Here is a 24,654-nt window from a genome sequence, read left to right as displayed (position 1 = left end):
CTGATGAAACTGCCCCGACTCAAGAGCGTGTCCTGCGTCGTCTGGTGCCTGGCACTGGATGCCTGCGTGGCGCTGGGCTGGTACATGACCACGCCGACACTGTTCAACAGCTACAACAGCCCCCACCATGTGTATCGGCTGGAGATCTACCACGCATCGCCGTGGCAGCGCATCGTGCACCGCGACCAGAAGGTTCCGTCCGTCGTCCGCCTCTACCGGATCGATCCCCGGGAGCGGCTGAGGGAAAGCCAGGTGGTCGACCTTGCGGCCGGCCGTGAGATCCGCTGGCAGCTCGACCCACCCGAGCAAGCCAACAAAGTCTATGTGGGCAAGGAGCTTGTCTTCGAGAACATCCCGCAGGAATGCACGGAGGCGGCGCAGATACCGGGTTGCCCCCATACGGAGCCGCCGGCATGACCGTCCCCGATAGGCGCCAGGTGCATCGCGTGCGCCTTCCGATCGCGCTGGAGTGGTGAGGAAGCGGCCTCATCGCCGTGGTTCTGGCGAGGCTCTGCATCGCAGGCAGTCCACGCCCGAATGACAAGATGCGGCAGCGGCGCCGGAAGGGTTTCGTTGGACGATCTTTTATCTGTAGCGATCCGCCGGTCACGCCGCGCCGGAACGGCTGCTGCGCTGGGCATCATAGGCATCGACGATGCGCGCCACCAGCGGGTGCCGCACCACGTCGGCGGTCGTGAAGCGCGTCACGGCGATGCCCTTGACGCGCTTGAGCACCCGCTCGGCGTCGATCAGGCCGCTCATCGCGCCCTTGGGCAGGTCGATCTGGCTCACGTCGCCCGTGACCACCGCCCGTGCGCCGAAGCCGATGCGGGTGAGGAACATCTTCATCTGCTCGGGCGTGGTGTTCTGCGCCTCGTCGAGGATGACGAAGGCGTTGTTGAGCGTGCGCCCGCGCATGAACGCCAGCGGCGCGATCTCCAGCGCATTGCGCTCGAAGGCCTTCTGCACCTTGTCGTAGCCCATCAGGTCGTAGAGCGCGTCGTAGAGCGGGCGCAGGTAGGGGTCCACCTTCTGTGTCAGGTCGCCGGGCAGGAAGCCCAGGCGCTCGCCCGCCTCCACGGCCGGGCGGGTGAGCACGATGCGCTGCACGGCGCTGCGCTCCAGCGCATCGACGGCGCAGGCCACGGCCAGGTAGGTCTTGCCGGTGCCCGCCGGGCCGATGCCGAAGGTGATGTCGTGGCTGGCGATGTTGTCCAGGTACACGCTCTGGGTGGGCGTGCGCGCGCGCAGGTCGGCACGGCGCGTGTTGAGCACCACGGCCCCGTCGGCCGCCTCCCGCAGGGCGCCGTCGCCAGCCAGCATGAGCTGCACCTGCTCTTCGGTGACGGGCCGGTCGGCGATCTCGTAGATCGCCTGCAGCAGTTCCATTGCCTGGGTGGCCCGGGCCTTGGGGCCGTCCACCTTGAACTGCTCGTGGCGGTGCGCGATGCCGACGGACAGCGCCGCCTCGATGGTGCGCAGGTGGGCATCGGCGGGCCCGCACAGGTGCGTGAGCCGGGTGTTGTTGTGGGGAGTGAATGTGTGGCGCAGGATCACGCGGATAATTCCGGTTGGACGTCAGCAGGACAAAAAGACAGGACGAAGATGATAGGCAAACTCACCGGCACGCTGCTGGAGAAAAACCCGCCCGAGGTGCTGGTGGACTGCCATGGCGTGGGCTATGAAGTGCAGGTGCCGATGAGCACCTTCTACAACCTGCCCGCCGTGGGCGAGCGCGTGCAGCTGCTCACGCAGTTCATCGTACGCGAGGATGCGCAATTGCTCTATGGCTTCGGCAGCGCGCCGGAGCGCCAGGCGTTCCGCGAACTCATCAAGATCTCCGGCGTGGGGCCGCGCACGGCGCTGTCCATCCTCTCCGGCATGGGCGTGGACGACCTGGCCCAGGCCGTGTCGCTGCAGGAGGCCGGCCGCCTCGTGAAGGTGCCCGGCATCGGCAAGAAGACCGCCGAGCGCCTGCTGCTGGAGCTCAAGGGCAAGCTGGGCGTGGACATCGGTGCCCGCCCCGAGGCCGCGAACGATGCGCAGGCCGACATCCTGCAGGCCCTGCTGGCCCTGGGATACAACGACAAGGAAGGCGCCGCCGCGCTCAAGGCATTGCCGAAGGACGTGGGGGTCAGCGAGGGCATCAAGTTGGCGCTCAAGGCACTGGCGAAGTGAAGTTAAGCCCGTCCCGGCACGCCAGTGCCGGACGCTGGGGGAGGGGCGAGAGAAAAATGAACCACAACATGAAAAATCACAGGGCTTCCGAATGGAAGATCGCGCGCCGGGGCGGCGTGCTCGCCGGCATCGCGGCAGCATTGCTCATCGCAGGATGCGGTGGCGGGGGCGGCTCCACCGCCACGGCCTCCTCGTCCGGCGAGACCGTGCTGCGGGTCGAGTCTGCGGTGCAGCCCGCGGACGCGGCCGTGCCGTCGCGCACCGCAGCACGCTCCGAGGCCGTGCCGCAGCCCGTGCGCGTGGCGCTGGCGGCACTGCAGTCCGCCCGGGCGGAGGAAACGGGGCGGCATGGCGGCCCGCGCAAGGTGGGCTCCCTGCGCACCGTGCCCGGCACGGCCTCGGCCGCCGCACTGGCCGGCCGCCTGCAATGGACGCCGGCGGCGGACGGGGGCCTGCGGGCCGCCATCAGCTTCACGGCCGAGGATGCCTACGGCGTGCGCCTTGGCGTGCTGGTGCGCCGGCTGCCCGAATCGGCGCAACTGCGCGTGTACCGGCAGGACCGGCCGGATGCCGCCTACGAGACGCGGGGCAGCGACGTCCTGCAGATCCTGGCGCGCAACGCGGCTGCCGGCGACACGTCGGACGCAGCGAGAACCTGGTGGACGCCCGATACCGGCGGCAGCGAGGCGACGCTGGAGATCGACCTGCCGGCCGGCACATCTGCCGATGCGCTCGACATCGCCATCCCGTCGCTGGTGCACATCCAGGAAGACCTCTCGCTGTCCTCCAGCGGCGATGACGCGCTGGTCGCCAAGAACGTCGGCGACGCCGTGGCCTGCAACCTCGACTCCACCTGCTATGACGACTATGCGCAGCAGCGCAACGCCGTGGCGCGCATGGTCTTCGTGGACTCCACCGGGGCGCATTTCTGCACCGGCACGCTGCTCAACGACCGCGACGGCACGCGCACGCCGTACTTCCTCACCGCCAACCACTGCATCCCGTCCCAGACGGTGGCGTCCACGCTGCAGACCGACTGGTTCTTCCGGTCGTCGTCCTGCAACAACCGCACGCTGTCGCCGAACGCGGCGACGCGCACCGGCGGTGCCGTGCTGCTCTATTCGGGCCCCGATACGGACACGGCCTTCCTGCGCCTCAACGACGCACCGCCGCCCGGCGCCGTGTTCGCAGCCTGGGATGCGGGCCTGCAGGCCGAGTCCTCCGCGATCGCCAGCATCCACCATCCGCGTGGCGACCTGCAGAGGATCAGTTTCGGCAGCATCATGGGCACGCTCGCCTGCTCCGGCGACCTCGAGAGCCTGACCTGCGACTCCGCGACGGGTGACGCTGCCAACTACTACGATGTCGGCCTGGACCGCGGCACGGTGGAGCGCGGCAGCAGCGGCGCGGCGCTGTTCCAGGGTGGCCGGGTGATCGGCACGCTCTACGGCTTCTCGGGCGACGGGCAATGCTCGGTGGACGGGGTGCGGGTGTATGGCCGCTTCGACCATGCCTACCAGGCGGCGCTCAAGGAATGGCTGGCCCCGGCGACCCCTGCCCGCCACCGCGGCCACCAGCCCCGTGTGCTGCCCCACCACGGCCACAGCGGCCATGGCACGCCGGCGGCTCCGCAGGAGGCCGCCTCGGTGGCGCAGGGGTGATCCAGGCCCGGCCGCTTGCGGGGCCGGCGTGTGCCGCCCGCAACGGAACGGCCGGGCAAATTCGTTTTGCTGCGGCCGCGCTCGCCCAAGGTAACGCGGCCGTGGCACATTGACGGGCAGCGGCGGGCATGGTGCCCGCCGGAGCCACAACAGGAGCAGAGGCCATGGATTTCAGGCTGCGAAGTGTTCGAGCGGTAATGGTGCTGGGAGCTGCCGCGCTCCTGGCGGCTTGCGGGGGCGGTGGCGGCAGCGGTGCAGATGCGGGTGCTTCCGCCTCCGCCGCGGTCCAGCCCAGGGCGGCGGTGCTGAGCGTGGAGTCGCGCGAGCAGCCCGCCACGGCCGCGCAGGATGTCATACGGGTCAAGGACCTGGCGGCGCGGCCGGCACTGGCGCCCGCGCGGGTCTCGCTGGGCGCCCTGCTGGAGTCGCGCAGCGAGGCGGCCGCAACCGCCGTCGGCCCGCGCCAGATCGGTGCCGCACGCGCCGTGGATGCCACGGCCACGCCCGCCGCGCTGGCCGGTCAGCTGCACTGGACACCCACCGCGGCCGGCGGCCTCGCCGCCGCCATCAGCTTCACGGCGCAGGACGCGCACGGCCTGCGCCTGGGCGTGCTGGTGCATGCGCTGCCGGGCGGCGCGCAGCTGCGCGTCTATCGCCAGGACCGCCAGTCCGCGGTGTACGAGATTTCCGGCCAGGAAGTCCTGCAGACCATCGACCGCAACATCGCTGCCGGCGACACGTCGGACGCGGGCCATACCTGGTGGACGCCCGACACCGGTGGCGACGAGGCCACGCTCGAGATCGAACTGCCGCCGGGCACGCCCGCCAGCGCCCTGGACATCGCCATCCCGCGGTTGTCGCACATCTACACCAACCTTTCCCTGCCGACGGCGGACGAGGGCGAGCAGGCCAAGATCGGCCAGTCGGGCTCCTGCAACCTCGACTCGAGCTGCTACGACGCCTATGCCAGCCAGCGCAACGCCGTGGCGCGCATGGTCTTCGTGCGCCCCGACGGCAGTGCCTACCTCTGCACCGGCACGCTGCTCAACGACCGCGACGGCACGGGCACGCCGTACTTCATCTCGGCCAACCACTGCTTCTCGTCGCAGACCGTGGCGTCCAGCCTGCGCACGGACTGGTTCTACCGCTCCCCGAGCTGCAACAGCACTGCGCTGTCGTCCAGCTCCGTGACCCGCACCGGCGGCGCCACGCTGCTGTATGCCAGCTCCAGCACCGACACGCTGTTCGTGCGCCTCAACGAGACGCCGCCCGCGGGCGCGGTGTTCGCCGCGTGGAACGCGGGCACCCAGTCCCTCGGCAGCGCGGCCGTGGGCATCCACCATCCCAAGGGCGACCTGCAGAAGATTTCCTTCGGCAACGTCGCGTCCCTGAGCTCCTGCAGCGCCCTGACCGAATCGAGCACGACCTTCTCGTGCAGCGGCACCTCCGGCAACTTCTACCGCGTCAACTGGACCCAGGGCGTGACGGAAGGCGGCAGCAGCGGATCGGGCGTGTTCGTGAACGGCGCCCTGGTCGGCACGCTGTACGGCGGCAGCATCACCTGCACCAGCAATGGCGGAGCGGACTTCTACGGCCGCTTCGACATCGCCTACGGCGCGGCGCTGCAGCAGTGGCTCTCGCCCGCCGTCAGCACCAGCGGGCGCACCGCCATCTACCGCTTCTTCAACGGCAGCACGGGCGCGCATTTCTACACGTCCAGTGCCAGCGAGCGCGATTTCGTGATCGCCACCTACCCGGCGTTCAGCTACGAGGGCGTAGGCTTCTATGCCTACGGCGGCGCCACGGCCGGCCAGAGCGCGGTCTTCCGCTTCTTCAACACCTCGACGGGCGCGCACTTCTATACCATCAATGCCGGCGAGCGCGACTCCGTGATCGCCAACTACCCGGTCTTCAAGTACGAAGGCCCCGTGTGGTACGCCCAGACGGGCGCCGGCAACGGCTCCACGGCGATGTACCGCTTCTTCAACACGAAAACCAGCACGCATTTCTACACGATCAGCCAGGCCGAGCGCGATTTCGTGATCGCGACCTACCCGGTCTTCAAGTACGAAGGCGTGGCGTACTACGCCTGGACGAACTGACGGCCCGGCACCTCCTCCCCGACACGCATCCGCGCCCATGAGCATTCAGACCGACGATTTCGCACCCGCGCCGCCCAGGCGCGTGGTTTCCGCCGCACCCGCGTCCCCGCAGGAAGAGGCGCTGGAGCGCGCGCTGCGGCCCAAGCTGCTGCAGGAATACGTCGGCCAGGCGAAGGCGCGCGAGCAGCTCGAGATCTTCATCGGGGCCGCGCGCAAGCGGGAGGAGGCGCTCGACCACGTGCTGCTGTTCGGCCCGCCCGGGCTGGGCAAGACCACGCTGAGCCACATCATCGCGGCCGAGCTGGGCGTGAACCTGCGCCAGACCAGCGGGCCGGTGCTGGAAAAACCCAAGGACCTGGCGGCGCTCCTGACCAACCTGGAAAGGAACGACGTCCTCTTCATCGACGAGATCCACCGCCTCTCGCCCGTGGTGGAGGAAATCCTCTACCCCGCGCTGGAAGACTACCAGATCGACATCATGATCGGCGAAGGGCCGGCCGCGCGGAGCATCAAGCTCGACCTGCAGCCCTTCACCCTGGTCGGCGCCACCACCCGCGCCGGCATGCTCACCAACCCGCTGCGCGACCGCTTCGGCATCGTCGCGCGGCTGGAGTTCTACACGCCCGAAGAGCTGTCGCGCATCGTCACGCGGTCGGCCGGGTTGCTCAACGCACCCATCGACGCCCAGGGCTCCTTCGAGATCGCGCGCCGCTCGCGCGGCACCCCGCGCATCGCCAACCGCCTGCTGCGCCGCGTGCGCGACTATGCCGACGTGAAGGGCGACGGCCGCATCACGCAGGATATCGCCCAGCGCGCCCTGGCCATGCTGGACGTGGATCCGCAGGGCTTTGACGTGATGGACCGCAAGCTCCTGGAGGCCGTGGTGCACCGCTTCGACGGCGGCCCGGTGGGACTGGACAACATCGCCGCGAGCATCGGCGAGGAGCCCGGCACCATCGAGGACGTGATCGAGCCCTACCTCATCCAGCAGGGCTACCTGCAGCGCACGCCACGCGGCCGCATCGCCACCCTGGCGGCGTTCCGGCACCTGGGCGTGGCGCCCTCGCGCCAGCACACGGACCTGTTCGGCGGCGCCTGAGCCGGCCGCGCGTAGCGGTTTCCGCCTTCCATCCTGGGGCCACCCGGGGCCCTTTCGCAAGCGTTCCGAAAATGGTGTTGCCGCAAGGCGTCATTCGGGGAAATCCCGTGCGTTTTGCCATGCGCATGGTGTCTACTGCGATAACCAGCCGCTATGCGATGCATTGAAAACAATGCCTCGCGCTAAGGCTGGTTTCAAAGCAATCAACGAACGGATGAGAGGGAAATTACGATGGATCCGATCCTTGGACAGATCATTCTGTGGGCCACGCCGTGGATTCCGCGCGGCTGGGCCATCTGCGACGGCACTTTGCTGAGCATCCAGCAGAACGCGGCGCTGTTCTCGCTGATAGGTACCGCCTACGGCGGCAACGGGGTAAGCACCTTCGCGCTGCCGGACCTGCGCAACCGCGTGCCCGTGGGCTCGCAGAACGCGACGAGTGTGGCCATCACCAGCGGCGCTGCCACGGCCTCCACCACCGCCAGCGTCACGCTCGCGGCGAGCCAGCTGCCGCCCCACACCCATGCGGTGACCGCCGCCGGCAATGGCAAGCTGAGTGTCGCCATTCCAGCGAATGCCGGCGCCGCGGCGGACACCGTCGCCCCGGCCAGCGGCCTCGTGCTCGGCAAGGGCACCGCCGGCAACTTCCCCACCAAGATCTACGGTGCCACGGCCGCCGATACCACGCTCAAGCCCTTCGACGTGGACCTGCCCGTGCTCACGGCGCAGCCGTCGGGCACGCCCGCGGTACCCGTGAGCATCCCCGTCACGGTGAGCACGCTGCAGCCCGGCATCACGCTGAACTTCATCATCGCCACCGAAGGCATCTACCCCTCGCGCAACTGAGGGGCTGCGCCCGCGGCTTTCCGGTCCGGCCGGAGGTGGCGCGGTGCGTTCCATCGAGACCATTCGCCAGTTCCCAGCCCCCTGAGCGGGGCTGCGGAGCGGTGCGTCCCGCGGCATGCGCGCGGGCCCATTCAAAGCAGTCACCAACCGAAAGTGAGGGAAACCATGGATGAAGCGTATATCGGCACGATCGTGCTGTGGGCCGGCAGCTGGGTGCCGAGGAACTGGGCGCTGTGCGACGGGACGCAGCTGAAGATCATGGACTACCAGGCGCTGTACTCGCTCATCGGCGTGCGCTACGGCGGCGATGCGCGCACCACCTTCAATCTCCCCGACCTGCGCAACCGGGTGCCCATGGGGCTGCAGGCGGCCTCGCAGATGCCCGGCGTCACGGGCGCAGCGGCGCAGGTCCTGACCGTGACCGGTGCCGCCACCGGCATGATCGCCGCCAACCAGCTGCCCCCGATGAGCGGCAAGGCATCGGTATCTATCCCCGTGAACAACGCGCCGGTCGCTGCGAACCTCACCGATGTCCCCGGCCCCACCGGCGTGCTGGCCAAGGGAACGGCGGGCAACTTCGGCGCGAAGATCTACACGAGCGATGCGGCCAATACCAACCTGAAGCCCTTCGACGCACCCGTCACCATCAGCCCCGGTTCCGCGCAGCAGCCCCTGTCGCTGCCGGTGTCGCTGTCGGGCCCGGTGAGCACCATCCAGCCCTCGCTGACGCTGAACTTCATCATCTGCCTGCTGGGTCTGTACCCCGACCGGCCCTGATCCGTCCGCCATGCCTGCGGACCGTTCCAGACATCTTGAGGAAAGAGGGAAATCATGGATGAGAGTTACATCGGCACCGTCCTGCTGTGGACGGCGGCCTTCGTGCCGCGCGGCTGGGCGCTGTGCGACGGGTCGGTCCTGAACATCACGCAGAACCCGGCGCTGTTCGCGATCCTGGGCAACCGCTTCGGCGGCGATGGACGCACCACCTTCCAGCTGCCCGACCTGCGCAACCGGGTACCCATGGGCCTGCAGACGGCCGACCAGCAACCCGGCCCGACGGGGGCCGCGTCGCATCCCGTGGTGCTCAACGGAGCGGCGGCGGGCATGGTGTCCGCCAGCCAGCTGCCGCCGGTGGGTGGCAGCGCAGCCTTGAGCATTCCCGCGAACAGCGCACCGACACCGGCCAACGTGAGCGACACGCCCGGCCCTGGGGCCGTGCAGTGCAAGGGCAAGGGGGGCAATTTCGACGTCAGGGAATGGACGAGCGACGCCCCGAATGCGAACCTCAAGCCGTTCAACGCCCCCGTGACCGTTGCCCCGGTGGGCGCCCAGCAGCCCATGGCCTTGCCCGTGGCGGTGTCCGGCACGATGGGCACCCTCCAGCCCTCGCTGACGGTGGCCTTCATCATCTGCGTGCAGGGACTGTTCCCGCCCCGGCCCGACTGAGGAAGCTTCAGGTCACCGCGCCGCGTGCGTCCACGCGCAGGATGCGCTCGACCACGCCGTGCGCGAGCCCGCCGCGCACGCCGATGAGGTGGCCGTGGAGGTTCACCGTCGGGTCGCAGTGGCCGGGAACGAGCCAGAGCATGCGGCCGATGGCGGGCAGGCGGGCCCGGTCGCCATCCGCGAACAGCAGGCCGTGCTCGTCGCCGCCGTTGGCGTAGCGCAGCGCGCGTTCGGGTGGCAGGAAGGCGACCTGAGGCAGGCCGGAGTCGATGGCATGGCTCTTGTGGCCCGCATCGCAGACGGCGTGCGTATCGCGGCTGGAGATGACCTGGGTCTTGATGAACAGCGCATGCTCGAAGGCCGGCTGCGCGGGCTCGCGCTCGTTGGCCGCGTAGTCCGCATCCATGAACAGGAAGGAGCCGGCCTGCAGTTCGCCGTACACGCCGCTCGCGGCTTCGTGCACCAGGGTGCCCGTGCCCGCTCCGGTGACGAGGGGGACGGGCAGGCCCGCCGCCTGGATGGCGTCGCGCGTGGTGCGGGCGGCTTCCACGGCGGCGGCGATGGCATCGCGCCGTTCGGCCGCGCCTCGCAGGTGCTGGGCCCGGCCATGGTAGGCATGCAGGCCGGCGAAGTGCAGCCGTGCATGGCCGGCGACCGCCTGCGCGAGCGGCACCGCCGCCTCGCCCGGCGGCACGCCGCAGCGGCCCTGGCCGACGTCGATCTCCACGAACACGTCGATCCCGGCGCCATCCGGGCCGGCCGCGTCCATGGCTTCGGCCAGGCGGGTGATGCCCTCCGGGCTGTCCACGGCGATGGCGAGGCGCCCGCCGCGTGCGGCGAGCTGCTGCGCCAGGCGTGCCACGCGCAGCAGCTTGGCCGGCGCGATCACCTGGTTGCTGATGTAGATGTCCGTCACGCCGCCGGCGGCGAGCGCCTCGGCCTCCGAGACCTTCTGCACGCAGGCGCCGCCGGCACCGGCCTGCTGCAGGCGCAGCGCCAGCTCGGCGCACTTGTGCATCTTCGCGTGGGGGCGCCAGCGCACCTGGTGCTTGCGCGCGAAATCGGCCATGCGCTGGATGTTGCGCTCCATGGCGTCGAGGTCCACGACCGCGGCAGGGGTGTCGATCAGGTCCACCCGCTGGCCGATGGTGGCGAGCAGCGCCGCGGCGGGATCAAGCATGGTTTTCATCGCGGGCGGCGTCCTCGAGGTGTTGCGTGTCGGCCCAGCCCACCAGGGTGAGCCCGTCTTCGGTCCAGAGCAGGCGGTTGATGGCGGCATTGGCCAGGAGCCAGGTGCGCGGCGCCTGCAGTTCCTGGCCGGTGGCGGCGCGGTAGAGCACGTCCATCACGCCGCCGTGCGCCACCAGGGCGATCAGCTCGCCCGGGTGGCGGCGGGCCAGGGCATGGGTGGCCGCGGTGATGCGCTCGCGGAAGGCGAGCAGCGATTCGCCGCCTTCGGGCTCGAAATCCGGGTCGCGCTGCCGCCAGCGGCGGGCCTGTTCGGGCAGCTCGGCCTCGATTTCGCGGAAGGTGCGTCCCTCCATGAGGCCGAACGCGCGCTCTCGCAGCCGCACGTCGGTGGCCAGGGGCGCGCCCGTGGCGTCTGCCACGGCCTGGGCCGTGGCATGGGCGCGCCGCAGGTCGCTGGCGTAGATCGCGGCCACGGGCTCGTCCGCGAGGGCCCGGCCCAGCTGCCGGGCCTGCCAGAGGCCGGTGTCGTTCAGGGGAATGTCGAGGTGGCCCTGGATGCGCGTGTCCACGTTCCAGGCGGTTTCCCCGTGGCGGATGGCGATGATGCGGGTGGCTTGCTGCATGCGGCGGTCAGGGGGCGCGGCCCGGATCGGGGGGCACGACCACCCCCGGCGTGGCGGGTGCGGAGGGCGCGGCGGAGGTGGCGGGGGCGGCGGCGGGTGCAGGCCCCTGGCCGGCCGGGGCGAACGTGGTGCGCACCTGGCGCGGCCCGGCGGGCGGTGCCGGGAATCCGGTGAGTGCGGCGTCGAACAGGATGCCGAAGATGGCCGGATCGTTCACCCAGACATCCTCATAGATGGCCGAGGTCTCATAGACGATCTTCTGCGTGGCCGCGTCGCGCAGCACCAGGCTGGCCTCGCGGCGGTAGAGCGTGGGCGGGCGGTCCATCATCCAGCCGGAGCCCATGCCCCAGCCCCATCCGCCGCGGCCGCCCCAGCCCACCCCCCAGCCCCAGCCGGGGTAGGCGGGGCCGTAGTAGGGCCAGGAGGCGGGCCAGGTGGTGCTGGCGCTGGCGCCGATCTGCAGCACCAGCCGGGCGTCGGCGTCGTCGCGCTGCAGGCCCACGCGCGCGAGCGACTGCTGGGCCAGCGCCTCGATGGGTGCGAACTGCGCGGCCTGCGCCTGCTGCGAAGGCAGGCGCTCCAGCCGGTAGGTGGGCGGGGAGGGCAGCCCCGGCAGGGTGGAGTAGGTGGACACGGTGCTGTCCACCGTGCGGGTGCTGGCGCAGCCGGCCAGCACGGCGGCGGCCAGCAGCAGCCAGAGGCAGCGGAAGAGCCGGGGCAGTCCGGCGGTGGCGGCGTTCATGGGCGGTCTCCTGGAATCCGGTACGAAGGGGAAGGCTTCACGGGTCGCTCGGAGGGCCGCGGCGTGTCAGGAAATCTGCACCACCTGCAGGCCCGGCAGGGCGGGCGCCGGGGGGAATTCCTCCGCGTCGAAGGCCTTGTCGCCGTCGTCGCTCGGAACGCCCGTGGCCTTCAGATGCTGGAAGTCGTGCAGCGTTCCGTCCAGCAGGTGGGACGGCACGATGTTCTGCAGGGCGTTGAACATGTTGTCCACCCGGCCGGGGAAGCGCTTGTCCCAGTCGCGCAGCATCTCGCCCACCTGCTTGCGCTGCAGGTTCTCCTGGCTGCCGCAGAGGTTGCAGGGAATGATCGGGAACTGCTGCTGCTGCGCCCAGCGGGTGGTGTCCTTCTCGGTCACGTAGGCCAGCGGGCGGATCACCACGTGGCGGCCGTCGTCGCTGACCAGCTTCGGGGGCATGGCCTTGAGCTTGCCGCCGAAGAACATGTTGAGCAGCAGCGTCTGCAGGATGTCGTCGCGGTGGTGGCCCAGCGCGATCTTGGTGCAGCCCAGCTCGTCGGCCACGCGGTAGAGGATGCCGCGGCGCAGCCGGCTGCACAGGCCGCAGGTGGTCTTGCCCTCGGGCACCACCCGCTTGACGATGCTGTAGGTGTCCTGGTTCTCGATGTGGAAGGGCACGCCGGTGGTGGCCAGGTATTCGGGCAGGATGTGCTCGGGGAAGCCCGGCTGCTTCTGGTCGAGGTTCACCGCCACCAGGTCGAAATGGATGGGCGCGCGTTTTTGCAGCTTGATGAGGATGTCCAGCAGGGTGTAGCTGTCCTTGCCGCCGGACATGCACACCATGACCTTGTCGCCCTCCTCGATCATGCGGTAATCGACGATGGCGCGGCCGACCTCGCGGCACAGGCGCTTCTCGAGCTTGTGCGCCTCGCGTTCGATCCGGGCCTGGGCGGGGCGGGAGGCGTCGGCGGTCCAGTCGGTGTCTTGGGGCAGGGAGGTCATGGGAGGGGAGACAATCGGGTCCGCGGAAGCAGGAAGGGCACGGCGCGGTTGCGCGGCGCCTCCCGCTTGCCGCGCGGCGCAGCCGTGCGGCGGCGCCCGTTCAAGGGGCGGGTGACCGCCGATTTTACGGCGGGAACGCATTTCCGGGACGGATGGAAGGCGCATGGGAACAGGCAAGGACGTATTTCGCGGAGCCCCGCCGGACGGCGCGCCCTCGGCCGGCGCAGTGGACCCCGCGGCCCGGCTGCGCACGAAGATCGTGGCGCTGGCCGTGGTGCCGCTGCTCGTCACCCTGGCGCTGGTGACGGCCCTGGTGCGCCACCAGGCGCAGGACCTCGCGCGGCGCGAGCGCGCCCTGGTCGAGCAGTCCTACCTGGAGCAGCGCCGCAGCGAGCTGCGCAGCTACGTGGACCTGGCGGTGAGCACCGTGCGGCCGCTCTACGAGGCGGGCGGCGACGACCCGAAGGCGCGGGAGGAGGCCATGCGCCGCCTGGCCGCGCTGGATTACGGCAGCGACGGCTACTTTTTCGTCTATGACCTGCAGGGCCGCTCCCTCATGCACTCGCGCCAGCCGGAACTGGTGGGCCGGATGCTGTGGGACCTGCGCGATCCCCAGGGCCGGCCGACCATCCAGCAGCTCATCGCGCAGGCGCAGGCCGGCGGCGGCTTCGTGGAGTATTCCTGGCCCAAGCCGTCCCTCGGCGGGCAGCTCGCGCCGAAGCTGGGCTACGTGATCGCCCTGCCGCACTGGAACTGGATGGTGGGCACGGGGCTGTACCTGGACGACATCGAGGCCACGCAGGCCGGCCTGGAGCGGCAGGTGGGCTCCAACGTGGGCGCCACGATGTGGTGGATCGCGGGTTTCGCCGCCCTGGGCTTCGCGGCGATCAGCGCCTGCGGGCTGCTGCTCAACCTCAGCGAGCACCGCCTGTCGGAGGCCCGCCTGCGCCTGCTCGCGCGCCGCGTGGTGCAGTCGCAGGAGGAGGAGCGCGGCCACCTGGCGCGCGAACTGCACGACGGCACCAGCCAGACCCTGGTCTCGGCCAAGCTGCTCATCGAATCGGCGGTGGAGGAGATCGAGCGCGAGCGGCCGGCGCCGGCCACCCTCGGCACCGCGCTCCAGCACCTCAACGAGGCCCTGGGCGAGGTGCGGCGCCTGTCGCACGAGTTGCGCCCGGCGCTGCTGGACACCCTCGGCCTGCCCGCAGCGCTGGAGCACCTGGCCCACGCCTTCGGCGAACACGGCCCGGTGGCAGCCACCGCCGACGTGGCCCAGCCGCCGGGGCCGCTGCCGCAGGACGTCACCACCGCGCTGTTCCGCGTCGCCCAGGAGGCGCTCACCAACGTGCGCAAGCATGCCCAGGCGCGACAGGTGCACGTGACGCTGGAGTGCGTGGGCGGCGGCGTGCAGCTGGAGGTGCGCGACGACGGGCGGGGCTTCGATCCCGCGGCGCTGCAGCACGATCCGCGGCGCGGCATCGGCCTGCGCAACATGCACGAGCGCATGGCGGCCATCGGCGGCCGCCTGCAGGTGCGGTCGGGCGCGGGCGGCACGCGCGTGGTGGCCGAGGTGCCCGCGGATAGGATGGAGCCCGCATGACCGCTGCCGCCATCGCTCCCCTGGAGCGCCCCGTCCGCCTGTTCCTCGTCGATGACCATGCCCTGGTGCGCGACGGCCTGCGCGCGCGCCTGGGCAGCCTGCCGTGGGTGGCGATCGTGGGCGAGGCCTCTGGCGCGGACGAGGCGGAGCCGCTGATCGCGCGGCTGGCGCCCGGCATCGTCCTCATGGACGTGGGCATGAAGGACGTGAGCGGTCTGGACCTCGCCGCCCGCCTGCTGGCCGGCGACGGCGCCCCGCGGGTGCTCATGCTCAGCATGTACGACAACCCCGAGTACGTGCAGCGCGCCCTGCAGGTGGGCGCCAGCGGCTACGTGCTCAAGGACGCGCCGGCGTCCGAGCTGGTCGCGGCGCTGGAGGCGGTGGCCGCGGGCGGCACCTTCCTCAGCCCGGCCGTGTCGCAGCGGCTCTTCCGCAACCAGGCCCCGAAGCCGCTGCTCACCCCGCGCGAGAGCGAGATCCTGGCGGCGCTGGGCCGCGGCGCGTCCAGCAAGCAGATCGCCTGCGATCTCGGCCTGAGCGTCCGCACGGTGGAGGCGCACCGGCAGAACATCCGCCGGCGGCTGGAGCTGGGCAGCCTGGCGGAGCTGATCCGCTATGCCGTCGAGCACGCGAAGCGCTTCGACACGGGCCGCTGACGTCCAGGGCCTGTCGGTAGTCCTTAGAGCGTGTTCACGATCTCGCAGGGGATCGCGTTGGAGCGCAATCGGGATGAGTGGATGCCCCGGATGCGCCGCATGGGCTCGTGCCCATGCAAGCAGCCGGGGCGTCCAATCGCCCGATTTCGCTCCAACCCGAAGGGCAGCGGTGTGGGCGGGCCGTCTGCGGCGTTGCGGCGCTTGTGGATAGCAGTGCTATCCACTGCGCACCGCGCCTTGCATCCCATCCCGCCCACACCGCTGCGCGACCCCTGGGAGATCGTGAACACGTTCTTAGGGTTGTCCCTTACGAAATTCCACCCGGCCCGCCTACGTGGCAGGGCGGATGCGCGCGGCGCCCCTGGCCGGGATACTGGCCTGCCCCCGGACCACCGGGGCCCTTCCCGCATCCAGGAGACAAGTCCCATGCCCCTCATCCGCCGCCACCTGGTGTGGCTCTGCATCGCCGTGCTCGGCGCCTGGGCGCTCGGCACCGTCGCGCTGACGCGCGGCGAGGCCGTCAGCGCGCTCTGGATCGTCGTCGCGGCGGTCTGCGTCTATCTGATCGCCTACCGCTACTACAGCCTGTTCATCGCCAGCCGCGTGCTGGTGCTGGACTCCAAGCGCTCCACGCCGGCCTGGCGCCACAACGACGGGCTGGACTACGTGCCCACCAACAAGCACGTGCTGTTCGGCCACCACTTCGCCGCCATCGCGGGCGCGGGGCCGCTCGTGGGGCCGGTGCTGGCCGCGCAGATGGGCTACGTGCCGGGCCTGCTGTGGCTGCTGGCGGGCGTGGTGTTCGCGGGTGCGGTGCAGGACTTCATCGTGCTCTTCATCTCCACGCGGCGCGACGGCCGCTCGCTGGGCGACCTGGTCAAGCAGGAGATGGGCACCGTGCCGGGGCTGATCGCGCTCTTCGGCACCTTCATGATCATGATCATCATCCTGGCCGTGCTGGCGCTGATCGTGGTGAAGGCGCTGGCCGAATCGCCCTGGGGCGCGTTCACCGTGGCGGCGACCATTCCCGTGGCGCTCTTCATGGGCGTGTACCTGCGCTTCCTGCGCCCGGGCCGCATCGCCGAGGTCTCCGTCATCGGCTTCGTGCTGCTGATGGCCGCGATCTTCGGCGGGCAGGCCGTGGCCGCGCACCCCACCTGGGGGCCGATGTTCACCTTCTCGGGCACCACGCTCACCTGGATGCTGATCGGCTACGGCTTCGTCGCCGCCTCGCTGCCGGTGTGGCTGCTGCTCGCGCCGCGCGACTACCTCTCCACCTTCCTGAAGATCGGCACCATCGTGGCGCTGGCCATCGGCATCGTGGTGGTGGCGCCCACGCTGGAGATGCCGGCCATCACCCAGTTCGCGCAGGGCAACGGCCCGGTCTGGGCGGGCAGCCTGTTCCCGTTCCTCTTCATCACCATCGCCTGCGGCGCGGTGTCGGGCTTCCATGCGCTGATCTCCTCGGGCACCACGCCCAAGATGCTGGAGAACGAAACCCACGCGCGCTACATCGGCTACGGCGGCATGCTGGCCGAATCCTTCGTCGCCGTGATGGCGCTGGTGGCCGCCTCGTGCATCAACCCCGGCATCTACTTCGCGATGAACAGCCCCGCGGCGCTCGTGGGCACCACGCCCGAGGCCGTGGCGCAGACGCTCTCCACCTGGGGCTTCGTGATCACGCCCGACATGCTGGTGCAGACCGCCAAGGACGTGGGCGAGCACACCATCCTGGGCCGTGCCGGCGGCGCGCCCACGCTCGCCGTGGGCATGGCGCACATCCTGCACCAGGTGGTGGGCGGGCCGGCCATGATGGCCTTCTGGTACCACTTCGCGATCCTGTTCGAGGCGTTGTTCATCCTCACGGCGGTGGACGCCGGCACGCGCGCGGGCCGCTTCATGCTGCAGGACCTGCTGGGCAGCTTCGTGCCGGCCTTGAAGCGCACCGATTCGCTGCCGGCCAACCTGGTCGCCACCGCGCTGTGCGTGGGAGCGTGGGGCTACTTCCTCTACCAGGGCGTGGTCGATCCGCTGGGCGGCATCAACACGCTGTGGCCGCTGTTCGGCATCTCCAACCAGATGCTGGCCGCCGTGGCGCTGATGCTGGGCACCGTGGTGCTGTTCCGCATGAAGCGCGAGCGCTTCGCCTGGGTCACCATCGCGCCGGCCGCCTGGCTGCTGGCGTGCACGCTCACGGCCGGCTGGCAGAAGATCTTCTCGGCCGACCCGAAGATCGGCTTCCTGTCGCACGCCGCGAAGTACGCCGAGGGCATCGCCCAGGGCACCGTGATCGCGCCTGCCAAGACGGCCGAGGCCATGTCGCGCATCGTGCTCAACGACCGCATCAACGCCGGGCTGTGCGCGCTGTTCATCTTCGTGGTGCTGAGCGTGCTGCTCTACAGCGTGCGCGCCTGCCTGCAGGCCCGCGCCGCCCACCGCCCCACGGCGCAGGAGACGCCCTTCGAGGCCCTGCCGGAGGGCGCGCGGTGAAGCCGGCGGCCGACGGCAGCGGCAATGCCGGCGGCGGCAGCGCCACGGGCCGGCCGCTGCAGGCCGCGCGCGAGGCCGTGCAGGCCGTCGCCACGGGCGGGCGCTACCTCGCGCAGTCGCTGCGCCTCATGGTGGGCCTGCCCGACTACGATGCCTACCTGAGCCACCAGGAGCGAACCCATCCCGGCGAGCCGGTGATGAGCTATGCGGAATTCTTCCGCGACCGGCAGGATGCGCGCTACGGGGGCAAGGGGCGCATCGGGCGCTGCTGCTGAAGGTCAGCCTGCCGGGGTCACCACTCCCCGCATTCCATCCGTATCGCCACCTCGCAGTCGTCGAAGATTTCGAGCTTGGCGATCTTCACGCGCACGCCGATCACGCCGGGCAGCTGCATCAGGCGGCGCGTGAGCTTGCCGATCAGGCTCTCCAGCAGGTTCACGTGCTCGGCCGTGCATTCGTCGATGATGATCTGGCGCACCTTGCGGTAGTCCAGCACGTGGCCGATGTCGTCGTCGTGCGGCAGCAGCGGCTGCCTGCCCTGGTTGAGTTCCGCGTCCACCTGGATGGGCTGGGGCGCGGTCTTCTCGTGGTCGAGGATGCCCAGGTTGGCATCGAAGCGCAGTCCGGTGAGCGTGAGGATCTGCAGGCCGCCGTCGTGGTGCATGGGCATGATGGCTTTGGGAGAAAAAAGGGTAGGGAAAGGGCGGAGCGGGGACGGAAGGCGTGGGCCGGCGTCACATGAGCGAGAAGTCGCGCTCGAACCGCATCAGGTGCTGCCCACCATCCACCAGCAGCGTGGTGCCGGTGATGGAGCGGTTCTCCAGCGCGAAGCGCACGGCCGCGGCCACGTCCCCGGGCGTGGAGGAGCGGCCCAGGGGGCTCTGCCGGTGCAGCTCGCGGAATTTCTCGTCGGATAGCATGTGGCTGGTGAGCGTGAGCCCGGGCGCCACGCCCACCACGCGCACGCGCGGGGCCAGGGCCTGCGCCAGCAGGGTGGTGGCCGATTCGAGCGCGGCCTTGGAGAGCGTGTAGCTCAGGAAGTCGGGGTTCGGGTTCCAGAGCTTCTGGTCGAGCAGGTTCACGACCACTCCCTGCGGGTGGCCGGCTGGTGCGCCGTCGCGCGCGGCGAGATGCGCATGCAGCGACTGTGCCAGCAGGATGGGCGCGGCGGTGTTGCTGCGCAGGTGTTTCTCGAGGGCCGCGAAACCGAAGCTCGCCACGTCGTCGTGCTCGAAGAGCGAGGCGCTGTTGACCACGGCATCGACGGTGCCAAGTTCCGCGGCCACGCGCGGCAGCAGGGCGCGAACCGCGGCCTCGTCGTGGAAGTTCGCATCGAAGGCGGTGGCGCCCGGCGTCAGCGCGGCGCAGTCGGCGGCCGTGCGCAGGGCGTCCTCGCGCGAGCCGCGGTAATGCACGGCCACGCGCCAGCCCGCGGCGGCGAGCGCCAGGGCGATCTCCCGGCCGAGGCGCCGGGCGGCGCCGGTGACCAGCACGGTATGGGGGGAAGCGGAAGAGGGCATGGGGGACAATCGGGCCGTGACGACGACAGAACAGCACCCCAGTTTATCGAGCGCCCTGGCCCGGCGCATCGCCGATGGTATCGCCGGGGCCGGCGGCTGGACCGGTTTCGACCGGTTCATGGAATGGGCCCTCTACACGCCCGGCCTGGGCTATTACGCCAACGCGCTGCCGAAGTTCGGCGCCCTGCCGCAGTCCGGCAGCGATTTCGTGACCGCGCCGGAAATGTCCCCCGTGTTCGGCCAGGCCCTGGCGCGGCAGGTGCGCGAGGCACTGGACACCACGGGCACGCACGACGTTTGGGAGTTCGGCGCCGGCTCCGGCGCGCTCGCCGCGCAACTGCTGGAGTCGCTGGGCGGCCGCGTGCGGCGCTACACCATCGTGGACCTGTCGGGCAGCCTGCGCGAGCGCCAGCGCGAGCGGCTCCTGCCCTGGGGCGACCGCGTGCAGTGGGCACAGGCCCTGCCGGAGCGCATCGAGGGCGTGGTGGTAGGCAACGAAGTGCTCGACGCCATGCCGGTCCAACTGCTGGCCCGCCACGGCGGGGCGGAAGGTGGCACGTGGCACGAGCGCGGCGTGGTCGTCGAAGGCGCTGACAGCGGCGTCCCCCGCTTCGCCTGGGAAGACCGCCCCACGGCCCTGCGCCCGCCCGTCGAGCCCGAGGGCCCGCAGGACTACCTGACCGAGATCCACGCGCAGGGCGAGGGCTTCCTGCGCATGCTGGGGCTGCGCCTGGCGCGCGGCGCGGCCTTCCTGATCGATTACGGATTTCCCGAGGCCGAGTACTACCACCCCCAGCGCCACATGGGCACGCTGGTGTGCCACCGGGCCCACCAGGTCGATTCCGATCCGCTCATCGACGTGGGGGCGAAGGACATCACTGCGCACGTCAATTTCACCGCCATGGCGGTGGCCGCGCAGGAGGCGGGGCTGGACGTGCTGGGCTACACCACGCAGGCGCACTTCCTCATCAACTGCGGCCTGCTCTCCCTGCTGGAGCCGCTGCCGCAGGCGCAGCGGGCGCAGGCCGCCAAGCTCATGATGGAGCACGAGATGGGCGAGCTCTTCAAGGTGCTGGCCGTGGGCGCGGGCGTGCCGGCATGGACGCCGATGGGCTTCGCGCGCGGGGACCGCACGCACCGGCTGTAGGCGGCCCGCCTCGCTTCAGTTCAGCCGCGCGCCGCTGGCGGCATCGAACACATGCGCCTGCGCCGCCTGGGGCCGCAGCCAGAGCGGCTCGCCGGGCCGCACGGTGATGCGGTCGCGGAACGCGGCGAGCACGTCGTGGCCGCCGTGGCCCACGGACAGCGCCACCTGCGTCTCGGCACCCGTGGGTTCCACCACGACCACGCGGGCGGGCAGGGCGCCGTCCTCGCCCTCCTCGCCGCTCGCCAGCGCGAAGTGCTCGGGCCGCGCGCCGTACAGCACACGGTCGCCCTGGCGCGCGCGCGGCGCGCGGGGCAGCGGCAGTTGCAAACCGTCGTCGGTCACCACGCGGGGGCTGCCGTCCAGCTCCAGCCGGCCGGGGATGAAGTTCATCGACGGCGATCCGATGAACCGCGCGACGAAGGCGTTGGCCGGCCGGTCGTAGAGCTCCAGCGGCGCGCCGGCCTGCTCCACGCGGCCGTCCTTCAGCACCACGATGCGGTCGGCCAGCGTCATCGCCTCGACCTGGTCGTGCGTCACGTAGACCGTGGTGGTGCCCAGGCGCTGGTGCAGCGCCTTGATCTCGGTGCGCATCTGCACGCGCAATTGCGCATCCAGGTTGGAGAGCGGTTCGTCGAACAGGAAGGCGTCGGGCTGGCGCACGATGGCGCGGCCCATGGCCACGCGCTGGCGCTGGCCGCCCGAAAGTTGCCGCGGGGTGCGGCCGAGCAGGGCCTCCAGCCCCAGGATGGCGGCCACCTCGCCCACGCGGCGCTGGATGGCATCGCGCGGCTGTCCCTGTAGCTTGAGCGCGAAGCCGAGGTTCTCGGCCACCGTCATGTGCGGGTAAAGCGCGTAGTTCTGGAACACCATCGCGATGTTGCGGTCGCGCGGCGGTGTGTCGTTGACCAAGCGCCCGCCCAGACGGATTTCGCCGCCGGTCACGGATTCGAGCCCCGCGATCATGCGCAGCAGCGTGGACTTTCCGCAGCCCGAGGGGCCGACCAGCGCGACGAATTCGCCGTCGCGGATGCCGATGTCCACGCCGTGGATGACCGGCGTGTCGCCGTAGTGCTTGGTGATCTGGTGGAGGGTGAGCGCAGCCATGGAATTCCTTGCAGAGGGGTTCAGTCCTTGACGCCGCCCGCCGTGAGGCCGTGCACCAGGTACTTGCGCACCAGCACGGTGAAGGCCACCACGGGCAGCATGACCAGCGTGCCGCCCGCGGCGATCTTGGACCACTCCCAGCCTTCGTACTGCAGGAGGTTGACGATGGCCACGGGCGCCGTCACCGCCTGCGTGCGGGTGAGGATGAGGGCGTAGAAGAAGTCGTTCCACGCGAAGATGAAGCACAGCACTGCGGTGGCCGCCACGCCCGGCGCGGCCAGCGGCAGGGTGATGCGCCAGAACGCCTGCCAGACGCCGCAGCCGTCGATGTAGGCGGCCTCTTCGAGCGCGGTGGGTACGGCCTCGAAGAAGGTCTGCATGAGCCAGATGACGATGGCGAGGTTGAAGGTGAGGTACACCAGCGCCAGGCCGAAGATCGTGTCCTGCAGGCCCAGCCAGCGGTAGGCGAGGAAGAACGGAATGGTGAAGGCGATGGGCGGCGCCATGCGTGTCACCAGGATCCACAGCGCCACGTGCCGGCGGCCCGGAAACTTCCAGCGCGTGAGCGCATAGGCCGCAGGCACGCCGATGGCCAGCGACATCGCGGTGGAAAGCGTGCTCACCGCCAGGCTGTTGAGGAACGACCGCGGGAAGCTGCCCTGCAGCAGCGCGCGGAAGCCGTCCAGCGTGGGGATGTAGAGCAGGCTGTCCTCGAACAGGTCGGCGGCCGGCTTGAAGGCCAGGTGAACCAGCCAGAGGAAGGGGGACAGCGTCAACGCCAGCAGCGCCAGCGCAGCGGCGGCGCGGCCGTGGCGGCGCAGCCAGCCGGTGCGCGTGCGGTGGTCGGCGTGCGCGTCGTCCCGAGCCGGGATTGCAAGGGCTGCGTCAGTGCGTGCCATGGTCGTTCCACCCGAGCCGTCCCACCAGCCAACTCAGGCCGAACACGCCCGCCAGGATCACGGTGGCGATGGCGCTGGCATAGCCCCAGTAGTAGAAGTTGAAGGCCTGTATGAAGCCGTAGTAGTTGGTCACCTCGGTCACGTTGCCGGGGCCGCCTTCGGTCAGCACGAAGATCAGCGGGAACGCCTTGAAGCTGTCGATGAGCCGGAACAGTCCGCACACCACCAGCACCGGGCGGATGTGCGGGAACACGATGTAGCGCAGCAGCTGCCAGCGGTTGGCGCCGTCCAGGCTCGCGGCTTCGATCGGGTCGGCCGGCATCATCTGCAGCGCCGCCAGCACCATCAGCATGGTGAAGGGGAACCATTGCCAGGTGTCGGCGAAGGCGATGGCCCAGAGCGCGGTGTCCGGGTTGGCGATGAGCGAGCGCACGGGCCAGCCCACGGCCTCCAGCGCGCGGTGCAGCGGGCTCACGTCGGGCGTGAAGAGGATCTTCCAGATCAGCGCGACCACGATGGGCGGCAGCACCATGGGAATGAGGAAAGCCCCGCGCACGGTGCCCAGCAAGCGCGACGGGCGGTTCAGCAGCAGCGCCAGCCCCAGCCCCACGGCCAGCTGCAGCAGGACGCTGGCGGCCGACAGTTTCAGCTGCGTGGCGATGGAGCCGAGGAAGCGCGCGTCCTCCAGCAGATGCCGGTAGTTGCCCAGCGGGTCGCGGAAGTGGAAGCTGCCCGCCGGGTCGGTGAGGCTCAGCGGCGTGAGGCTGGCCACCACCAGCGCCGCGGCCGGCACCAGGGTGATGGCCAGCAGCACGATGAGCGCCGGTGCCAGCCCGAACGCGAAGGCGCGCCGGCGGGCGGCCTGCCAGCCCTGGAAGGCCGGCGATGCGTTGGTGCCGGGCGCCCGGGCCGCCCCGGATGCCCCGGGCTTGGCGGGCGTAGCGAGCGTGGAGGCGGCTTCCATGGCGTCTTCAGATCTTCTGGCCCGCGCGGCGCAGCTCGGCGATGGACTGCGCCTGTGCCTGCTGCATCGCCTGCCGCGCATTCGCCTGGCCCGAGGCGATGAGCGCGATCGCCTTGTTGAGCTGCTGGTCCACCTGCGGATAGACCGACACGGTGCGGTACTTCATGTGGCCAGTGCGCTCGGCCTGGCTGATCGAGTCGAGCGACAGCTGGGCGAGGTCGCTGCCGTTGATGCGCTGGCGGCTGCGGAACTCGGCCGAATCGATGTCGGAGCGCCGCGCGGGCGAGCCATAGCCGGCCGCCACGGCGCGCCGCGTGGTCTGCTTCGACAAGGCCCACTGGATGAAGGCCCACGCGGCCTCCTTGTTGCGCGAGCCCGCCGGGATGCCCAGGCCATGCACGGCTGTGCCGGGAAAGCGCCCGGCCGGGCCCTTGGGCACGAGGCCGAACTTCAGCGTCTTGAGCGTCTTGCTGGTGGCCGCGTCGCCCAGCTGCGCCAGGTGCAGCTGGCCCGCATCGGAGAAATTGACGCGGCCGAGCTTGAGCGCTTGCGTGACCTGGTCCGGCTGGTAGGTGATCGCGCCGTCGGGGCCGAATTCGCGGATCAGGTTCGCGTAGTAGTCGGCGGCGGCCACGGCCTCGGGCGTGTCCAGCGTGGGAAAGAGATCGTCGGGCGCCTTGCGGAACACGTCGCCGCCGAAGGCGTGCAGGTAGGGCACGAAGGTCCAGCCGTAGTGGCTGTCGGAGACGAAGCCGGCCACGCGCTCCTTCTTGTTCACGGCGCGCAGCACCTTCACGAGCTCGTCGGTGGTCTCGGGGAACGCCAGGCCCGCCTGCTGCACGAGATCGAATCGCGACGAGACTGACAGCAGCGCCTCGGCCGTCCAGGGAATGCCGTAGAGCTTGCCGTCGCGGCCCGTCTCGGGCGCGCGTGCGCCGCTCAGGAAGTCGTTCACGTCCCAGTCGGCCGGGGTGTGCTGCGGGTTGGCGATGAATTCGTCCAGCGGCGTGAGCCAGCCGGAATCGATCCAGCGGCTGGAGTAGATGAAGGTCACGTTCACCACGTCGTAGGCCGAGCCCTTGGTGGACAGCTCCAGATCGGCGCGCTGGTTGTAGACCGGGAACGAGGGCGCATCGAAATTCACCTTCGCGCCCGTGAGCGCCTCGAACTCCGGCAGCCACTGCTGCAGCAGCCGGGGGTAGGCGGCGCTGAAGGTGGAGACGTTCAGCGTCGTGCCCTGGAAGCGGCGCGCGCCCCCGGGCTGGGCATGGGCGAGGCCCGGCAGCAGAAGGGAGGCCCCGATGCCGGTGGCGGCTTGCAGGAGGTGGCGGCGTTGCGTCATGGATGCGGTGCGGTCGTGGTCGTGGAGCGGGCAGGGTGGCGCGAA

The 24,654-nt window shown here is 70.4% G+C and carries 24 protein-coding genes; 13 read left to right on the top strand and 11 right to left on the bottom strand.

The window, feature by feature from the left end:
* Positions 1 to 3: 3 nt before the first annotated feature.
* On the top strand, positions 4 to 417 hold the full coding sequence (locus T336_RS0112760; protein ID WP_026432835.1) for a hypothetical protein: 414 nt from the start codon (positions 4 to 6) through the stop codon (positions 415 to 417).
* A 189-nt stretch (positions 418 to 606) separates the two neighbouring features.
* Here the strand turns inward: T336_RS0112760 and T336_RS0112755 are convergent, their stop codons facing one another.
* On the bottom strand, positions 607 to 1,557 hold the full coding sequence (locus T336_RS0112755) for a PhoH family protein (RefSeq protein WP_026432834.1): 951 nt from the start codon (positions 1,555 to 1,557) through the stop codon (positions 607 to 609).
* Positions 1,558 to 1,605: 48 nt separating this feature from the next.
* On the opposite strand from T336_RS0112755, the gene ruvA reads away from it, so the two are divergent.
* The 7 genes from ruvA (at position 1,606) to T336_RS0112720 (ending at position 9,332) form a co-directional block, all read left to right on the top strand.
* Positions 1,606 to 2,178 (top strand): Holliday junction branch migration protein RuvA, encoded by a 573-nt coding sequence (ruvA, locus tag T336_RS0112750; RefSeq protein WP_026432833.1) that lies wholly within the window; start codon positions 1,606 to 1,608, stop codon positions 2,176 to 2,178.
* 68 nt (positions 2,179 to 2,246) lie between these two features.
* Positions 2,247 to 3,839 (top strand): trypsin-like serine peptidase, encoded by a 1,593-nt coding sequence (locus T336_RS0112745; RefSeq protein ID WP_035225958.1) that lies wholly within the window; start codon positions 2,247 to 2,249, stop codon positions 3,837 to 3,839.
* A gap of 164 nt (positions 3,840 to 4,003) precedes the next feature.
* A complete protein-coding gene (locus T336_RS0112740; protein ID WP_026432831.1) occupies positions 4,004 to 5,941 on the top strand; it encodes a trypsin-like peptidase domain-containing protein in 1,938 nt (645 codons plus the stop codon).
* 37 nt (positions 5,942 to 5,978) lie between these two features.
* Positions 5,979 to 7,040, top strand: a complete 1,062-nt coding sequence (ruvB, locus tag T336_RS0112735) for a Holliday junction branch migration DNA helicase RuvB (RefSeq protein ID WP_019700455.1) — start codon at positions 5,979 to 5,981, stop codon at positions 7,038 to 7,040.
* Positions 7,041 to 7,271: 231 nt separating this feature from the next.
* On the top strand, positions 7,272 to 7,886 hold the full coding sequence (locus T336_RS0112730) for a phage tail protein (RefSeq protein WP_026432830.1): 615 nt from the start codon (positions 7,272 to 7,274) through the stop codon (positions 7,884 to 7,886).
* A gap of 165 nt (positions 7,887 to 8,051) precedes the next feature.
* Positions 8,052 to 8,663 carry a phage tail protein gene (locus T336_RS0112725; RefSeq protein WP_026432829.1) on the top strand — a complete coding sequence of 204 codons (612 nt, stop codon included), beginning with the start codon at positions 8,052 to 8,054 and terminating at the stop codon, positions 8,661 to 8,663.
* 54 nt (positions 8,664 to 8,717) lie between these two features.
* Complete coding sequence (locus T336_RS0112720; protein ID WP_026432828.1) at positions 8,718 to 9,332, top strand: phage tail protein; 615 nt, start codon at positions 8,718 to 8,720, stop codon at positions 9,330 to 9,332.
* Positions 9,333 to 9,339: 7 nt separating this feature from the next.
* Here T336_RS0112720 and T336_RS0112715 read toward each other — a convergent pair whose 3' ends face one another.
* The 4 genes from T336_RS0112715 to ttcA all read right to left on the bottom strand — a co-directional run bounded on the left by T336_RS0112715 (position 9,340) and on the right by ttcA (position 12,887).
* Positions 9,340 to 10,521, bottom strand: coding sequence for a DSD1 family PLP-dependent enzyme (locus tag T336_RS0112715; protein ID WP_026432827.1), 1,182 nt, complete (start codon positions 10,519 to 10,521; stop codon positions 9,340 to 9,342).
* Complete coding sequence (locus T336_RS0112710) at positions 10,505 to 11,146, bottom strand: histidine phosphatase family protein (protein ID WP_026432826.1); 642 nt, start codon at positions 11,144 to 11,146, stop codon at positions 10,505 to 10,507. The genes T336_RS0112715 and T336_RS0112710 overlap by 17 nt, the downstream gene beginning before the upstream one ends.
* 7 nt (positions 11,147 to 11,153) lie before the next feature.
* A complete protein-coding gene (locus T336_RS0112705) occupies positions 11,154 to 11,888 on the bottom strand; it encodes a DUF4136 domain-containing protein (protein ID WP_026432825.1) in 735 nt (244 codons plus the stop codon).
* A 66-nt stretch (positions 11,889 to 11,954) separates the two neighbouring features.
* A complete protein-coding gene (ttcA, locus tag T336_RS0112700) occupies positions 11,955 to 12,887 on the bottom strand; it encodes a tRNA 2-thiocytidine(32) synthetase TtcA (RefSeq protein ID WP_026432824.1) in 933 nt (310 codons plus the stop codon).
* Between the two features lie 163 nt (positions 12,888 to 13,050).
* On the opposite strand from ttcA, the gene T336_RS0112695 reads away from it, so the two are divergent.
* From T336_RS0112695 to T336_RS0112680, 4 genes are all read left to right on the top strand, one after another.
* Positions 13,051 to 14,487 (top strand): cache domain-containing protein, encoded by a 1,437-nt coding sequence (locus T336_RS0112695; RefSeq protein ID WP_026432823.1) that lies wholly within the window; start codon positions 13,051 to 13,053, stop codon positions 14,485 to 14,487.
* Positions 14,484 to 15,143 (top strand): response regulator, encoded by a 660-nt coding sequence (locus tag T336_RS0112690; protein WP_026432822.1) that lies wholly within the window; start codon positions 14,484 to 14,486, stop codon positions 15,141 to 15,143. The genes T336_RS0112695 and T336_RS0112690 overlap by 4 nt, the downstream gene beginning before the upstream one ends.
* 426 nt (positions 15,144 to 15,569) lie before the next feature.
* Complete coding sequence (locus T336_RS0112685) at positions 15,570 to 17,633, top strand: carbon starvation CstA family protein (protein WP_026432821.1); 2,064 nt, start codon at positions 15,570 to 15,572, stop codon at positions 17,631 to 17,633.
* A gap of 77 nt (positions 17,634 to 17,710) precedes the next feature.
* Positions 17,711 to 17,908, top strand: coding sequence for a YbdD/YjiX family protein (locus T336_RS0112680; RefSeq protein WP_026432820.1), 198 nt, complete (start codon positions 17,711 to 17,713; stop codon positions 17,906 to 17,908).
* 17 nt (positions 17,909 to 17,925) lie between these two features.
* Here T336_RS0112680 and T336_RS0112675 read toward each other — a convergent pair whose 3' ends face one another.
* Positions 17,926 to 18,297 (bottom strand): dihydroneopterin aldolase, encoded by a 372-nt coding sequence (locus T336_RS0112675; RefSeq protein WP_013596471.1) that lies wholly within the window; start codon positions 18,295 to 18,297, stop codon positions 17,926 to 17,928.
* 70 nt (positions 18,298 to 18,367) lie between these two features.
* On the bottom strand, positions 18,368 to 19,153 hold the full coding sequence (locus T336_RS0112670) for an SDR family oxidoreductase (RefSeq protein ID WP_026432819.1): 786 nt from the start codon (positions 19,151 to 19,153) through the stop codon (positions 18,368 to 18,370).
* Between T336_RS0112670 and T336_RS0112665 the strand changes: the two genes are divergently transcribed.
* Positions 19,152 to 20,300 carry a class I SAM-dependent methyltransferase gene (locus T336_RS0112665; protein WP_035225924.1) on the top strand — a complete coding sequence of 383 codons (1,149 nt, stop codon included), beginning with the start codon at positions 19,152 to 19,154 and terminating at the stop codon, positions 20,298 to 20,300. The two genes, T336_RS0112670 and T336_RS0112665, sit on opposite strands and share 2 nt — an antisense overlap.
* A 15-nt stretch (positions 20,301 to 20,315) precedes the next feature.
* Here T336_RS0112665 and T336_RS0112660 read toward each other — a convergent pair whose 3' ends face one another.
* From T336_RS0112660 to T336_RS0112645, 4 genes are read right to left on the bottom strand one after another with little or no spacing between them, the layout of a single operon-like run.
* Positions 20,316 to 21,404 (bottom strand): ABC transporter ATP-binding protein, encoded by a 1,089-nt coding sequence (locus T336_RS0112660; protein WP_026432817.1) that lies wholly within the window; start codon positions 21,402 to 21,404, stop codon positions 20,316 to 20,318.
* 20 nt (positions 21,405 to 21,424) lie between these two features.
* Positions 21,425 to 22,303 (bottom strand): carbohydrate ABC transporter permease, encoded by an 879-nt coding sequence (locus T336_RS0112655; protein WP_026432816.1) that lies wholly within the window; start codon positions 22,301 to 22,303, stop codon positions 21,425 to 21,427.
* Positions 22,290 to 23,267: a carbohydrate ABC transporter permease gene (locus tag T336_RS0112650; RefSeq protein WP_026432815.1), complete on the bottom strand. Its 978-nt coding sequence runs from the start codon at positions 23,265 to 23,267 to the stop codon at positions 22,290 to 22,292. The genes T336_RS0112655 and T336_RS0112650 overlap by 14 nt, the downstream gene beginning before the upstream one ends.
* A 7-nt stretch (positions 23,268 to 23,274) precedes the next feature.
* On the bottom strand, positions 23,275 to 24,609 hold the full coding sequence (locus T336_RS0112645) for an ABC transporter substrate-binding protein (protein WP_026432814.1): 1,335 nt from the start codon (positions 24,607 to 24,609) through the stop codon (positions 23,275 to 23,277).
* Between the last annotated feature and the right edge of the window lie 45 nt (positions 24,610 to 24,654).

The organism is Paracidovorax oryzae ATCC 19882, from assembly GCF_000687165.1.
Lineage (GTDB): Bacteria > Pseudomonadota > Gammaproteobacteria > Burkholderiales > Burkholderiaceae_C > Paracidovorax > Paracidovorax oryzae.
The sequence above is the reverse complement of the archived record's forward strand: the minus strand, read 5'-3'. Positions and strand labels throughout refer to the sequence as shown.